General features: G+C 41.7%; 9 protein-coding genes and 1 pseudogene. 6 read left to right on the plus strand and 4 right to left on the minus strand.

Annotation, left to right across the window (positions count from 1 at the left end; translation table 11 throughout):
• The first annotated feature begins 312 nt into the window (after positions 1-312).
• Positions 313-2,523, plus strand: a complete 2,211-nt coding sequence (locus ACT3RN_RS09955; protein ID WP_192519661.1) for a carboxy terminal-processing peptidase — start codon at positions 313-315, stop codon at positions 2,521-2,523.
• A gap of 612 nt (positions 2,524-3,135) precedes the next feature.
• On the opposite strand, the gene ACT3RN_RS09960 is transcribed toward ACT3RN_RS09955, so the two are convergent.
• A complete protein-coding gene (locus ACT3RN_RS09960) occupies positions 3,136-3,621 on the minus strand; it encodes an FKBP-type peptidyl-prolyl cis-trans isomerase (RefSeq protein WP_192519662.1) in 486 nt (161 codons plus the stop codon).
• A 413-nt stretch (positions 3,622-4,034) separates the two neighbouring features.
• On the opposite strand from ACT3RN_RS09960, the gene ACT3RN_RS09965 reads away from it, so the two are divergent.
• Complete coding sequence (locus ACT3RN_RS09965) at positions 4,035-5,957, plus strand: M61 family metallopeptidase (protein WP_444518597.1); 1,923 nt, start codon at positions 4,035-4,037, stop codon at positions 5,955-5,957.
• 153 nt (positions 5,958-6,110) lie between these two features.
• On the opposite strand, the gene copM is transcribed toward ACT3RN_RS09965, so the two are convergent.
• The 3 genes from copM to ACT3RN_RS09980 form a co-directional block, all read right to left on the minus strand.
• On the minus strand, positions 6,111-6,947 hold the full coding sequence (copM, locus tag ACT3RN_RS09970; protein ID WP_442062885.1) for a CopM family metallochaperone: 837 nt from the start codon (positions 6,945-6,947) through the stop codon (positions 6,111-6,113).
• 177 nt (positions 6,948-7,124) lie between these two features.
• Positions 7,125-7,733 carry a pseudouridine synthase gene (locus ACT3RN_RS09975; protein WP_192519665.1) on the minus strand — a complete coding sequence of 203 codons (609 nt, stop codon included), beginning with the start codon at positions 7,731-7,733 and terminating at the stop codon, positions 7,125-7,127.
• A gap of 667 nt (positions 7,734-8,400) precedes the next feature.
• Positions 8,401-10,620: an NADP-dependent isocitrate dehydrogenase gene (locus ACT3RN_RS09980; protein WP_192992377.1), complete on the minus strand. Its 2,220-nt coding sequence runs from the start codon at positions 10,618-10,620 to the stop codon at positions 8,401-8,403.
• Positions 10,621-11,211: 591 nt separating this feature from the next.
• Here ACT3RN_RS09980 and ACT3RN_RS09985 point away from each other — a divergent pair.
• The 4 genes and pseudogenes from ACT3RN_RS09985 to ACT3RN_RS10000 all read left to right on the plus strand — a co-directional run.
• Positions 11,212-12,552, plus strand: a complete 1,341-nt coding sequence (locus ACT3RN_RS09985) for a GNAT family N-acetyltransferase (protein WP_192992540.1) — start codon at positions 11,212-11,214, stop codon at positions 12,550-12,552.
• A 51-nt stretch (positions 12,553-12,603) separates the two neighbouring features.
• The gene (locus ACT3RN_RS09990) at positions 12,604-13,095 is read left to right on the plus strand and encodes a chorismate--pyruvate lyase family protein (RefSeq protein ID WP_192992539.1); all 492 of its coding nucleotides are present in this window, start codon (positions 12,604-12,606) and stop codon (positions 13,093-13,095) included.
• A 377-nt stretch (positions 13,096-13,472) separates the two neighbouring features.
• The gene (glyA, locus tag ACT3RN_RS09995; RefSeq protein WP_192519669.1) at positions 13,473-14,729 is read left to right on the plus strand and encodes a serine hydroxymethyltransferase; all 1,257 of its coding nucleotides are present in this window, start codon (positions 13,473-13,475) and stop codon (positions 14,727-14,729) included.
• 421 nt (positions 14,730-15,150) lie between these two features.
• Positions 15,151-15,408: pseudogene (locus tag ACT3RN_RS10000) on the plus strand (alanine glycine permease); the annotation flags it as partial.

The following is a 15,408-nucleotide window of genomic DNA, read 5'->3' on the forward strand; positions in this document are numbered from 1 at the left end:
GTAGGTGCTAAGTCATTAATCATAGGTGTAAATAATTATGTAGGATAAATATAATAGAAAATTTGGTATGTGCACGCGTAGCGTGTAATATTGCTTATACAGTTTGAGACAGTCCAGCATTTATGCTTATGATAATATTGATTGATTTTTAACAGTACATATTGGCAGTTAGTGGCGACATTTAATATCGGTAACCAATGCTTTAAAGTAAAGCATAGAGAGGGTAGAGTGTATGGGTTGTAATTAACTCAATCACTTTCGGTTTTTATAATATAAATAATATTACTAACGCAAAATAACTAGGTATATATAATGAAAAAACAACCAGCACAGTGGCTACTCAGTGCAGCGTCAGTGGGCATCGCCGGTATCATTCTTGCTCAAAGCTATGGAACCGCCGTAGCCGACACCAATACTGAAAGTTTCGTACAAACTCCTGAACAAAAAGTCACCACTCGCCAAGTCGCTGCATTGTTGGATCGTAGTCATTATCTTAATCAGCCTCTGGATAGTAAAACTGGTGCTGAGATTCTGTCTATGTATATTGACAGCCTTGATCCAAACCATACATTATTTTTGCAGTCTGATGTCGATGAGTTTAAGAAAAAATATGGCGATGATTTCGGTGCTAGGCTCAAGCGTGGCGATTTGTCTGCGGGAGTCGATGTTTTTGAGCGCTATCGTAAGCGCTCAAAAGAGTATTTTGAGATGGCAAGTAAGATGCTAAAAACTGATATCGACTTGACTGGTGACGACACAATCGTGCTTGATCGCGAAAAGCTCAATCATTTCAAAACCAAAAAAGAGCAGCGTGACTATTGGGCACGCCAGTTAAAATTTAGTTTGATAAGTATTACGCTTGGTCAAGAAGACGAAAAAGCCAAAGAACAAGTTTTCTTAGATAATCCAGACATTACGCGTGGACAAGACTTGGTGCGCAATGACCAGCGAACACCAAGTGAAATTTTATTAAATCGTTTGTCACGCCAGCAAGAGCAGTCGAAACGCCTTACCAATGATGAAATCATGGAAACGGTTCTCAATACAGCGATGCTGACATACGATCCACACAGTAATTATTATGCACCAATTCAGGCAACTGAGTTGCAAATTCAATCCAGTTTACAGTTAGAAGGAATCGGTGTATCTATTCGTCCAGATCGTAAAAACCCAGATTATACTCGTATTGTGACCTTGGTAGATGGAGGCCCAGCGGCTAAGTCTGGTCAAATCAAACCCAATGATTTGATTGTTGGTATTGCAAAAGATGGTGAGACCATGACAGATGTAGTGGGTTGGTCAACCCGCGAAATTGTCGGTTTGATTCGTGGTAAGCGCGGTACCTCAGTAACGCTTAAACTACGCCAGCCTAATACACCTGATGCCAGTGCTCGTACGGTAACTGTGGTACGCGATATCATTCAGCAAGAAGAATCGGGCGTGACCCATCGCGTTGTAGAAGTGCAGCGCCCTAATATTGATAAAACGCCGAAGCGTATTGGTGTCCTAGAAATTCCAAGTTTTTATCTCAATTATCAAGCACGCCGTAATGGTGAAGACTATCGCAGTGTCAGTATCGATACCGAAAATGCGCTGAAAGCCTTGAACAAAGAAAACATCGATGGGCTAGTTGTTGATTTACGTAATAACCCAGGCGGTTCGTTAGATGAAGTGGCTAAAATGCTTGGCTTCTTTATTAAAAGCGGACCTATGGTACAAATCCGTGACAATCGTGGCAATGTTCAAGTCTACCGTGATGACGATGGTGGTGAGCAGCTTTATGATGGTGATATGACGGTCATTACCAACTTAGCCTCTGCATCAGCCAGCGAGATATTTGCAGCGGCTATTCAAGATTATGGTCGTGGCCTGGTCGTTGGTAGTACCACGACAGGTAAAGGTTCTGCTCAAATTCAGCTAGATAGTTTGGCGTTGGGTTCTGCTACTTTAACGCAGCGCAAGTTTTATCGAGTGACTGGTGGTAGTACGCAAAATAAAGGCGTTGTGCCTGATGTTGAATTGGTCAATATCTATGATGATGCAACCTTTGGTGAGCGAGCACAGAAAAAAGCACTTCCTTGGGATACTATCAAAACAGCTCCTTACAAGCCTGAAGGGAAGTTTACTAGTGATACATTAGCGACTCTTAATCAACAGTCTAAAATTCGTCAAGAGCAAAATCCACAGTTTGTGTATTTATCAGCGTTGAATGATATTCGTGATATGGAAGATGAAAAGAAACCTATCAAACTTGATATTAATAGTCGCCGAGCTAAGATGAAGTTGATTGAAAAGCGTTCATTAGAAGCTGAAAACAAACGCCTCATTGCTACTGGAGAGCGTCCTTATGCAAATTGGAACACTTATCAAGCAGCCATGGATGCAAAGTTTGAAGAACGTAGCCGTATGAAAGCCAGTGAGCGTCCAGAGTTACCTGAAGATGAAGTCTTCATCAACGAAGCGGCTTACATCATGCTCAGTGCTAAACCTGAAATGCTGCTAAGTCCAGAAGATAAGTTGTAACAGGTTCATGTAAGCATATGCTTACATTAATAGACGTTTATACCTCTTACTAACTATGGGTCAATCTGCGATTATAACTGTACGGCACGACTGAACGAATAGGTTCATTGGTACTAGGGATTGGTATCTTAAAAGTCGCATCAAGGATAGATGGTTTGCTGATTAAGGATGATAGGGCTGGATGCCCGAAATAGTTAGAAAATACCCCGGGATTAGGTATCTTTTAACGATGACATGGATGGTTAATGATAAAAGCCGCATAACGCTTGTCGTTATGCGGCTTTGTTATGTTTGAAGGGTAGTAGTCAACAGGTTTATGACGACATACTTATTCTTTATTATCTATCGTCTATAAAGGAGCGGAGCTACAGCGTTGACCTCGCTTGAGGTATCACATATACGCTTATACCCGATTGCTTGATATTTATCTTTAACTGAATCAACCGTATCTGACGGCATACAGTTTGACGACATAAAGCCTTAGTAGTATTTTCTATAAGTTATAGGCCTAAAAACAGGCACAAAAAAAGCCAGTAGCGATAACTACTGACTTTTTAGATAAAATGATAATAGCTTATCACCTCATCTTTTCTTACTATTCTTTAGAATAGATTAGTGCTCAACGCCACCAGCACCATGCACATGGCCATGGTTTAGTTCGTCTTCAGTTGCTGCACGTACTTCTTGAACTTCAACGTCAAACGTTAGACGCTTACCAGCCAATGGATGGTTTGCATCAACAGTTACTTCTTTGTCGTTTACGTCAGTAACGGTCACTAGCATTACTTGGCCGCCAGCTTCTGACTGAAACTGCATACCAGGTTGGATGTCATCAACGCCTTGGAAGTTTTCACGTGGTACGTGTTGTACCGCTTGCTCTTGGTATTCGCCGTAGCCATCAGCAGGCTCAACAACAGCATTTACTTGTTCGCCAGCAGATTTACCTTCTAGCTGTTTTTCAAGACCTGGAATAATGTTGCTATGGCCATGCAAATAGGCAAGTGGTTGACCTTCTGGTGATTGGTCAAGGATGTTGCCTTCGTCGTCTTTTAGTGTGTAATTGAATTTGACGGCTGTATCTTTTGCGATAGTAGTCATAAATTATCCTAAATATTATATCTATGTAAAAAATTAAATACGGTTGCAATAAACCTAAAAAATTCAATTAGCAAGCCAAATAGCCACGTCATGAGTCAATTATCATCAGTTTATTAAAGTAACTTTAACAGTTAGCATCTTTAATTGAGATGCTACATATAACTTTCAAGGTAAAAGTACGAAAAAATGCTATTTAATCCTAATAAATGCCATATTTTATAGAAAAATTTTTGTTTTTCATCGTTTGAAGACGGTTATAAGGTGTAGCTAGTTTGGCATTTGCGTTTTTGGGTAAGGCTCTCTAACATAACTATAAAAATAAGGATGAAATGACCATGACTTCAGTTACTAGCAATCAGTCAGTAGTAACCAATAACATCAAGAATAGTTTTAATAATAATGATTCGAATACGATGCCTAATGTTAGCTATCGATTCGATTTTGAGCGTTTCTGTGAACATTTGGTTGATGTATCGCTTAGCTTTACCGCAACGATTGACGCTCCCCAGCTTTGGTTACCAGCATGGATACCGGGCAGTTATCTAATGCGTGAGTTTGCGCGAAACATTACCGCTGTGCATTATGAAGTGTTAGATAGCCAAATAGTAGGCGATAACAAAAAGTCCGAGAGGCATCGTGGCCAAAAAATAGACAAACATACTTGGGCGCTGCCGCATATTAAAACAGGACAGACAGTAGTCGTGCACTATGAAGTTTATTGTTATGATCTGTCGGTACGTACCGCTTATGTCGATCAGCAGCGATTGTATGGCAACTTCACTTCACTTGCATTGGCAGTATCAGGGCAAGAAGATACGGCTGTCACGGTGAGCTTAATCGTACCGGCCACATTCTTTGCAGATAAAGAGAAAGAGCGTGTACAGTTAGCCTCGGGCTTAGAGTCTGTGCATTTGAAAACCGACGCTCAGCACAGTTATGGACTACAAGCTGATGGCTATCATGAGCTGATTGATTATCCTTTTGAAATCGCAGTACAGGATAAGTTTGATTTTATTGTTCAAGATGATACGCATCAAGCGTTACCTCACAGCTTCTATCTGGCTGGTAAATACAGTGCTGATATGGGCAGAGTCCAGCAAGACGTCACTCAGATTTGTCAGACGTACTTAGACTGGCTGGGCGATGCACCGTTTGATGATTATACTTTTATGACGTTTGCCAGTGGTCAAGATTATGGCGGTTTGGAACATATCAATTCGACCAGTTTAATCATTCCGCGCCGTGATTTGCCAAGTGTCGATGAGCCAAAAATCCCAAGTGCCGAGTATCAGCGCTTTTTAGGTTTGTGTAGCCATGAGTATTTTCACGCATGGTGGGTTAAAACAGTACGTCCAGATGTAATGTTGGATGTCGATTTGCGTCGTGAAGCTTTTACGCCATTGCTATGGGTGTTTGAGGGTTTTACCTCTTATATCGACGATTTTATGTTGCAAGCGTCAAGTGTGATTGATAAGGAAAGCTATCTTAAATTATTAGCCGAACAGATCAATCGTTATTATCAAACGGCTGGTCGTGCGCACCAAAGCGTTGCAGAGTCGAGCTTTGATGCTTGGATTAAGTTGTATCGCAATGATGAGAATACAAACAATGCTGGTATCAGCTACTACAATAAAGGAGCGTTGGTAGCCTTGTGTTTGGATTTAATACTGCTGCAACACACAGATGGTCGCTATCGTTTGTTTGATGTGGTTAAGGCTTTTTATACGCAAGCCAAGCAAAACGACAACAAACGAGTTGGTATCAATAGTGCTGATATGGGTGCGGTGATAGGGCAGTTTATACCACTAGCAGTTTGGGAGGATTTTGAGCGTCGATATGTCAATGGTGTTGAAGAGCTCCCTATCGAGGCACTGTTGGCGGCCAATGGCACTAAAATACGTGCCAATACCAAAGAGACTGCTGATAAGCATGTGCCGTGGGGCATGCGCTGTACGGAAACACCAGCAGGACTGAAGGTCAATCGCGTACAGCGTGAGAGTGCAGCTGCTAAAGCTGGTATATCAGCGAATGATATTATCGTAGCGATTGACGGTATCAAAGCTGATACAAAACAGTTAGCATCACTTAGTACTGCCACGCGTGACGTGGAATGTCACTTATTTCGCCGTGATGAACTGATATGTGTGAATGTGCTACCTAAAGCGGTTATTGAGCTTGACGCTGATGAAGGTATCGATACTAGTCATGACACGACTGTTCCATATAAAGTCAGTCTGCATTTAATCAAAGGCATGACACTGTCCGATATCAATGATAAACAGGATTTAATAGAGGAGGATTGGCAAGCATGGCTCAATGTCATGAGCCGCTATTGAGTATCGAGAGTTTTTCTATCCGTAAGTGTTATAGTAGCTACTGACAATCAGATATTAAGCGCCACCCTGTACCAAAAACAGATTTGGTGCAGGATGGCTAGGTTTATGGCGAAGCGTTATCAGCAATTCGCTATATTTTATAGACCTTAAAGTCTAATTCACTGGCTGCTCAATTTGTACTTCATCATTATCAGTGCTGTTGGTATCATCATCAATTGCGCTATTATTGGCTTTAGGCTCATTATTAATAACTTCTAAAGCAGCAATCCAGTTTTGCATTAACTGAATTTCAGCTTGCTGTGCGTCAATGATATCTTTAGCGAGCTGACGCATCTCTCCATTAGTACCGTATTCCAGTTGAATTTTTGCCATTTCTACCGCGCTAATATGATGCGGTAGCATGCCGCGCGCAAATGCCATATCAGGTACGGGATCTGCAATTCCTAATACCATGTCACCATTCAAGACATCCATACTTCTTGCATAGGCTTCTTGCATAGCTTCAGTATTGGGTTTAGGTTTGACGGTATCAGGGTGGCTAGCAAGCCATTTATTTAAAATATCGATCTCTACTTGCTGATTATCAATAATATCTTGAGCCAGTTGACGTATCTCTTCATCGCTACCATATTTTAGTTGGATTTTTGCCATTTCTATCGCACCGCGATGATGACCAAGCATCGCTTTAGCAAAGGCGGTATCAGGATCGTTATAACTCATGCCAATCATCATTTCATCATGCATTCTTGTCATCGCTCTTGTGTAATCTCTGAGCTCATCCGTCATTTGGCCTTCATCTATGATGTCTTCATCTTCTGACAAGTCATTAGCATCGTTTTCTTCAGGGGTTTCAGCCATGTCTGTTACGGGTGAGATGGTCTCTTCGTCAAGACTTGCTTCGCTATTTTCTGTTTTCGGCTGACAGGCACTCAGTATAAGTGCAGTAGAAATACTGGTGACCAATAACACAAAACGATGAGAAGCAATCATGAGATATCCCTAAAATAAAAAATCAATAATAAATAAATGTGGCCTATTATACATAACCAATGATGTTTTTAAGCTTAACAGACAAACCTTACTCGTTCGAGACACTCTGTTTAATAGGTCGTAAGCTATTTTCTTGAGCCCGTATTCGATGTGTATGGGATTGACGGTAGGTTCGTCTTAAATACCTAGCTGCTGGAAGTGCGCACTATCTAAATGAATTTGTATAGACTCACCAACTGCTAAATCATTCAATTTAAACCCTGCAACTGACCAACGTATCAAACGCAAGCAAGGCAGTCCCACATGTGCAGTCATGCGTCTTACTTGACGGTTTTTACCTTCATAAATAGTTATCATTAACCATGAGTCTGGCACACTTTTACGCTCACGTATTGGTGGATCACGTTGCCATAGCGGCATCGGTAGCTCATCTGCACTTATGTGTTTTACCTCAGCAGGGAGAGTTTTGCCATCTTTTAGCACCACGCCGTTTTGCAGCGCTTTTAGTTGTTCAGGAGTTGGGATTCCTTCGACTTGCACCAAGTAAGTCTTGCTTTGTTTGCGCCCTGCATTGGCTTTGGGTGGATGGGTAATCGCTTTATTGACGCGTCCATCATTGGTCAAAATCAGCAGACCTTCTGAAGCAGCATCAAGCCGACCAGCTACTCGTAAGGATTTATCAGTAAAATACTGGGATAGGGTAGTATGGTTATTGTTACTGTCATCTCTGAACTGGCTTTGTACCCCATAAGGCTTATTAAATATAATGAGACTAGAAGTCGACATGGAGTGATATTTCCTGAATTTAAATCGTTAGTGAGTCATTACAGCAGATATTCGATACTAAAAATAAGCTAAAAGTAGCTATAGGCTAATTACTATAGTCAATCTCATGTAAATCCGCTACATCGTCATCCTCGCCAAGCATAATAATGTATAGCTTGCACTTGGTTTGCTTGTATCGAAATTATTTGAACGTAACTATATAGTTTACATGTTTGTTTATAAAACTAGATCAATACCAAAATAATATTTTAGAAGGCTTAAAATCATTTTGTAAAAATAGTATTCATATTTTTGATACATAAATGTGTTGTAGGTAAGAGCTGTTGCTGTCTTCAAGTTTGTGTAGTTAATAAGTGTTCAAAACACTATTATAATAAAATAGCTAGCATAACAGAATGCCAGTAGCGCTTGCGATATCTAACAGACAACTAAGGAGTTTTGTTTTTGGTAAAGCGACAGTCCACAATGGGTATTTCCTAAGAGTATTTAAGCTTTGAGTAGTATGGTCTATGGATGTGTATCCACCCCAGCTACTTTATGTAGGTGTTTTTTATTTGACTCTATACAAAGCTTGTAGAGGTCGCATAAAAAAACACCTCAACGCCATAAGACGGTTGAGGTGTTTTGTTTACTAAGACTTAATCGCCTAAGTATAATCGATTAGCTATTACAGCGATGCTAATGCTTCATTAAACAAAGCGCTTGGGCGCATTGCTTGTTTGGCCAATGCTTCATCGGCATAGTAGTAGCCTTTGATGTCTACAGGTTTGCCTTGAACTGAGTTAAGCTCTTTAACAATGGCAGCTTCATTTTCTTTGAGCTTTTGCGCCAATGGTGCGAACTTCGCTTTTAGCTCGCTATCTTGATCTTGTGCTGCTAGCTCTTCAGCCCAGTACATAGCTAGATAGAAGTGGCTGCCACGGTTATCTAACTCACCAGTCTTACGTGATGGTGACTTGTCATTTAATAGTAGCTTTTCTGTCGCTGTATCTAGTGTGTCTGCTAATACTTTGGCTTTAGCATTTTTGTCATGTTCTGCCAAATGCTCCAAAGATACTGTTAAGGCTAAGAACTCGCCCAATGAATCCCAACGTAAGTGGTTTTCTTCTGTTAGCTGCTCAACGTGTTTCGGTGCAGAACCACCTGCACCAGTTTCAAACAAACCGCCACCTTTCATTAATGGAACAACAGACAGCATTTTAGCACTGGTGCCTAGTTCTAAAATTGGGAACAGATCAGTGAGATAATCACGTAGAATGTTACCAGTAGCAGAGATGGTATCAAGACCACGAGCGACACGCTCTAAGGTATAACGCATGGCGCGTACTTGTGACATGATTTCGATATGTAGACCTTCAGTGTCATGGTCTTTTAGATAGGTTTGAACTTTTTTGATCAGCTCATTTTCGTGCGGACGGTATGGGTCAAGCCAGAAGATAACTGGCGTGTTTGATTCGCGTGCACGGCGCACGGCCAGTTTAACCCAGTCTTGGATAGGTGCATCTTTGACCTGACACATGCGCCAGATATCACCTTTTTCCACACGTTTTTCTAGCAAGACTTCATCGGTATCAATATCAACAATACGCGCAATACCTGCATCGCTAGACTCGAACGTTTTATCGTGTGAACCATACTCTTCGGCTTTTTGTGCCATCAAGCCAACGTTAGGAACTGTCCCCATTGTTTTTGGATCAAAGTTACCATGCCATTTGCAGAAATTGATCATTTCTTGGTAAATACGTGCAAAGGTAGATTCAGGCATGACTGCTTTACAATCATACATTTTGCCATCAGCGCCCCACATCTTACCACCTGAACGGATCATCGCTGGCATAGAGGCATCAACGATCACATCACTTGGTGAATGGAAGTTGGTGATACCTTTTGAAGAGTCAACCATAGCTAGACGTGGGCGATGCTCTTGACAAGCATGCAAGTCTTGCTCGATCTCTTCACGCTTTGAGGCTGGTAGTTTTGAGATTTTGTCATAAAGATCGGCCATGCCGTTGTTGACGTTGATGCCTAGTTCATCAAAGAAAGCACCATGCTTTTCAAAGGCTTCTTTGTAGTAGATTCTGACCGCATGTCCAAACACGATAGGGTGAGATACCTTCATCATGGTCGCTTTTACGTGTAGTGAAAACAGAATACCAGCTTCGCGGCAGTCTTCCATTTCACGCTCATAAAACTCTAGCAGTGATTTTTTGCTCATGACCATCAGGTCGATGACTTCTTTATCAAGCAAGGCAATTTCAGGCTTTAAGACTTTTTTGGTGCCATCATCAAGTAGTAGATCCATACGTACAGTACGAGCTTTATCTAAAGTGATAGATTGCTCGCCATCATAAAAATCGCCACCGTGCATGTGTGATACGTGCGTGCTTGACCACTGCTTCCATTCACCCATAGAGTGTGGATGCTTACGTGCATAGTTTTTAACGGCTTTTGGTGCGCGGCGATCTGAGTTACCTTCACGTAGGACAGGGTTAACTGAACTGCCTAAGCTTTTACCATAACGCTTACGTAATGCTTTTTCTTCGTCAGTTTGTGGGTCTTCTGGAAAATCAGGAATGGCAAACCCTTTGCTTTGCAATTCTTTGATACAGGCTTTGAGCTGCTGTACAGAAGCACTGATGTTTGGCAGTTTGATGATGTTGGTATCAGGATCTTGTGTTAGACGACCTAGCTCCGCTAAGTTGTCAGGTACACGCTGCTCTTCAGTTAGGTACTCAGGGAATTCAGCCAACACTCGAGCGGCAACTGAGATATCAGTGGTTTCAACAGAAACGCCTGCTGTTTGGGCAAAAGCTTCAACAATGGGTAAAAATGACAGGGTCGCTAGCGCTGGGGCTTCATCAGTTTTTGTATAAATGATTTTTGACATTGTAATCGGGTATCCCTTTAGTTGTCGTTAATAATAATGCATACATATAATGTCGAATACAGTTTGGAAATACTACGTACAAACAAATTATATGATTGGATCAAGTACATCATGTGTCATCTCTAATAAATGATTAGAAATCACTTAAGTTTTTCTTTTACCTACGTTTGTTAATAGTCATTAGGGTAATGTGATTTTTTGACTGTCTACACGTGACTGCCTGAGAGTCATAAATCACCAAGTTTATATTATAGTTGATTGACTACAAACGAGCTATGATGTCAATCTTGTATAATGAACTAATTATACTATGTTCATACATACCCTATGTGTTCAAATTATTATAAGCTAATAACGACCTTATTCTATCAGTCATCAGCTTTGATATCATCTTTTCCATGCAACTACTGCTTTTTCATTGGCTTTTATTGCGTATGTAAGGTATAGCATATTTGCATTGTTATAAAAACCACCTACATTATAGTCGGTGGTTTTTTATCGGATATAGATAAGTTTTTGCAAATTGTGACAGCATGCTCACAAAAATTTGCTAGGCTAACAGCTAATAGAAAGCAAAAGATAGTGAATCTTATGAGTTTACAGTATGCATTACTCAGTGATACGAGCTGGCAGGGCTTAACAAATTGGCAAACGCCTGACACGCCTTTTATGTCATTTGCTTTTTGGCAAGCACTTACGGACACAGGTGCTATCGGTGAAGCAGCAGGATGGCTACCTATTTTTATCGTTGTCTATCAAGTCGATGATTTGCCAGACGCAGCAATCACTGAAACTATGCCAGCAGAAAATACGACTGAAGTAGACATCACGCATTCAGTGGCAGTCATGCCTGTGTTTGTAAAAGCTCATCATCAAGGTGAGTTTGTTTTTGATCACTCATGGGCAGAGGCGTATGCGCGTTATGGGATTGATTACTATCCAAGATTGGTCACCAGTGCGCCATATACCCCAATTACAGGTCAGCGTTTGTGGCTAGCTGAAGGTGAGAGCCTAAGTGCAGACGTTATAAAGACCGCTATGGCTGGCGTAGACGACATTGCTCAGCAAGTCGGTGCCTCAAGTTGGCATGGTTTATTTGTCACAGCTGAGATGGTCAATGTCGCTAACGATGCTATGCCGACAGGTGTCGATGTAGAACGCGCGCTCGCGGACCAAGCGACCCAAAATAGTTTTGAGCCAACTGCTATTGAAATGCCTATACTTGAACGTCAAGGCTGTCAGTTTTTGTGGCAAAATAAAGACTTGCTCAATGACAGTCAACCTTTTGCGGATTTTGATGCATTTTTGATGACGTTAAAAGCCAAAAAGCGTAAAACCATTCGGGCAGAGCGTCGTAAAGTTGCTGAGCAAGGCATCATCTGCCACCGAAAGTGCGGTGCAGATATTACCGATGCAGACTGGAAGGCTTTTTATCACTGCTATGTCATGACATATGCAGTACGTGGCCAGAATCCGTATTTGAGTGCAGAGTTTTTTATGAGCTTAGCAAAGAATATGCCTGAGCATTTATTTTTGGCTCAGGCTGTCAATAATGAAGGCGTAATTATTGCCAGTAGTTTGTTCTTATACGATAAGCCTGATAGCAAAAATGCGACTCTTTATGGGCGTTATTGGGGTGCGCTGGGTGAGTACGACAGTTTGCATTTTGAGCTGTGCTATTACCAAGGCATTGAGTTTGCCGTTGAGCAAGGTTTGAGCTACTTTGACCCAGGTACGCAAGGGGAGCATAAGCTGATAAGAGGTTTTGTGCCGACCAAAACGCATTCGTTACATCGTATTTACGATCCACGTTTTGTGCCAGCTATCGCCAATTTTTGTACCCAAGATCGTCATCATATGGCGCAATATCGACAGCAAGCCCATGAAGCGTTGCCTTTTAACGCTGACAACATGCCTGATTTTTTGGAATAGGTATTTGTATGCTTATTGGTAGCATCCCATCATTAATATTAGCTGTGAATTATGACCAATCGTTATTCTGTACCATCTTCCCAAAATGTACCGCCACCTGAATTATTGCCATGGCTGCATGCCAAAGGCTCGTTAACAGCCTTGCTAGAAGTTAAAGCGGGGCAGCCTTTGCGCGTTACCCGCAGCTTTGAGGGTTATCGTCAGCTGTCTCTGATACAAAAGCAGCAACTAGGGCTACGGGGGCCTGCGCTTAATCGGCCCATGCTGGCATGGGTGCGTGAGGTGAGTTTATACGGCAATGATGAGTTGCCATGGGTCGCAGCTCAAAGCATCTTTCCGTTATCTAGTATAAAAGGTCGCGCACGGCGATTGCAGCAGCTAAAAGGCACGCCCATCGGGTACGTGCTATTCAAACGGCGTCGCACTCTGCCCAACCAGCGCTCTATTTGTCACATGGCAGAGGGTTGGCAACGACATACGCGTTATGATTGGTATGGGCGCCAGTTTATGATTAGTGAGACTTTTCTGTCCAGTTTTTACTAAGGTGTATAGCCATAAATAATACGGACGCACGGTCAATAAATGACTCATAAATATGAGATGTTTTAGTCATTATATGAAGTAAAATATTATCAATGTTTATAGAAACAGCTATGACTGATAACCGTTCAAAAAATAGCTGCTTGATGTGATTTACTCAGGGTAAACTGAGCTTTTTTGCGTTTGTAATATCCCGTTTCATGATACACTTGCGCTAGCAATGACGAAGATACCGCACGCCGAATATTGGGCATGGCTGACCGTCATTAGCCGCTTTAATATTGGCTGCCTTTTAATCGCGCCCTTTTAATACTGCCTTTGTAATCGCGCCTTTTTAATTACAGACACTTTTAATTACAGACACTAAATAGGACATCAATATGTTTAAAAATATCTCTCTTCAAAGTTTTGATCCAGTACTGGCTGAAGCGATGGCTGCAGAAAGCGTTCGTCAAGAAAACCACATCGAGCTTATTGCTTCAGAGAACTACTGCTCACAAGCAGTGATGGAAGCGCAAGGGACTGATCTAACCAACAAATACGCTGAAGGTTATCCTGGCAAGCGTTATTACGGTGGTTGTGAGCATGTAGATGTTATAGAACAGTTAGCGATTGACCGTGCTAAAGAATTGTTCGGTGCAGAGTATGTGAACGTTCAGCCACACTCTGGTAGCCAAGCAAACTCAGCGGTGTTTTTAGCATTGCTAGAAGCAAATGACACGGTATTGGGCATGAGCCTAGACGCTGGTGGTCACTTGACGCATGGTGCGCACATCAACTTTTCAGGCTTGAACTACAATGCCGTACAGTACGGTTTGGTAGATGGCACTGGTCTGATTGACTATGACCAAGTAGATGCGCTAGCACGTGAGCACAAGCCTAAAATGATTATTGCTGGTTTTTCGGCATACTCACAGGTGGTCGATTGGCAGCGTTTCCGTGACATCGCGGATGAAGTAGGCGCGTATCTATTGGTCGATATGGCTCACGTTGCTGGTCTGGTTGCTGGCGGTGTTTATCCAAGCCCAGTACCATTCGCTGATGTGGTTACGACTACCACGCACAAAACTCTACGTGGCCCACGCTCAGGTATGATTTTGTCTCGTGATGAAGTGCTTGCTAAGAAGCTAAACTCTGCTGTATTCCCAGGCAACCAAGGTGGCCCATTGATGCATGTTATCGCTGCTAAAGCGGTTTGCTTCAAAGAAGCGTTAGAAGACAGCTTTTCTACTTATCAGCAGCAAGTAGTGAAAAACGCACAAGCGATGGCAAAAGTGGTTCAAGAGCGTGGCTATGAAGTCATCTCTGGCGGTACTGAAAACCATCTCATGCTGATCAGCCTCGTTAAGCAAGAAATGACGGGTAAAGAAGCGGACAAATGGCTTGGCGAAGCTCACATCACTGTGAACAAAAATGCTGTACCAAACGATCCAAAATCACCATTTGTAACTTCTGGTATTCGTATCGGTACACCAGCCATTACTACTCGCGGCTTCAACGAAGCGCAAGCGGGCGACTTGGCAGGTTGGATCTGTGACGTGCTAGACAGCCGTGGTGACGAAGCGGTTGCTACTGAAGTACGTGGTAAAGTAGAAGCAATCTGCAAAGAGTTGCCAGTTTACGAAAAAAACCAGTAAGCTGAACTCTGTACTGATTTAAACAGCGCTTATTAAGCGTTGGTTAAAAGAAAAACCGCTTAGCGTTTGCTAGGCGGTTTTTTTGTTATTACTCTCTCTAAATATTAGGGCAGTAAGCGCAAACTTGTGTTGGTATTGTTATTTAGCACTTTTAATTATGTTCAAATCTATTGTTTACACTAAGAGAAACGACCGACATTTTTGATATATATAGTGAGTTTGACTGTCAATTCCAAAGCGCTAAGTTGATGTTTAATTTAGAAAAACATAAAAATATTTTTGTTTATGTAAAAGTATTAGTATATAGTCGATATTGAGAATTTAGTAATAATACCGATACAAATTGCAATAAATAGTTACATTTTGTATCAGTATCGCTGTAAATGATTATATGAATATTATTTTCGCTAAAGGAATTTACATGAAAAGACAATATTTAGTCGCAACGATCCTATTACTTAGTACTACTCTTGCGCAAGCAGCAGAACAATCAGGTTTGGCAGCATTCGGTGCTGGCCTCGATGGCTTTATGGCCAATATTTTTGGCTGGTTCGTCGATCTTATTTTCTTTTCAGTACCTCTTGGAGATGTCAGCTTTCCACTCATCGTAGGTTGGTTATTAGTTGCAGCACTCATATTTACCTTCTACTTTGGATTTATCCAGTTTCGTCTTATAGGT

Source organism: Psychrobacter sp. AOP5-GZ1-6 (assembly GCF_052376345.1).
Lineage (GTDB): Bacteria > Pseudomonadota > Gammaproteobacteria > Pseudomonadales > Moraxellaceae > Psychrobacter.

Excerpts from the sequence above, each read along its gene's own strand:
- ACT3RN_RS09955 (WP_192519661.1), top strand. The coding sequence starts at position 313 with ATGAAAAAACAACCAGCACAGTGGCTACTCAGTGCAGCGTCAGTGGGC.
- ACT3RN_RS09960 (WP_192519662.1), bottom strand. The coding sequence starts at position 3,621 with ATGACTACTATCGCAAAAGATACAGCCGTCAAATTCAATTACACACTA.
- ACT3RN_RS09965 (WP_444518597.1), top strand. The coding sequence starts at position 4,035 with ATGCCTAATGTTAGCTATCGATTCGATTTTGAGCGTTTCTGTGAACAT.
- copM (WP_442062885.1), bottom strand. The coding sequence starts at position 6,947 with ATGATTGCTTCTCATCGTTTTGTGTTATTGGTCACCAGTATTTCTACT.
- ACT3RN_RS09975 (WP_192519665.1), bottom strand. The coding sequence starts at position 7,733 with ATGTCGACTTCTAGTCTCATTATATTTAATAAGCCTTATGGGGTACAA.
- ACT3RN_RS09980 (WP_192992377.1), bottom strand. The coding sequence starts at position 10,620 with ATGTCAAAAATCATTTATACAAAAACTGATGAAGCCCCAGCGCTAGCG.
- ACT3RN_RS09985 (WP_192992540.1), top strand. The coding sequence starts at position 11,212 with ATGAGTTTACAGTATGCATTACTCAGTGATACGAGCTGGCAGGGCTTA.
- ACT3RN_RS09990 (WP_192992539.1), top strand. The coding sequence starts at position 12,604 with ATGACCAATCGTTATTCTGTACCATCTTCCCAAAATGTACCGCCACCT.
- glyA (WP_192519669.1), top strand. The coding sequence starts at position 13,473 with ATGTTTAAAAATATCTCTCTTCAAAGTTTTGATCCAGTACTGGCTGAA.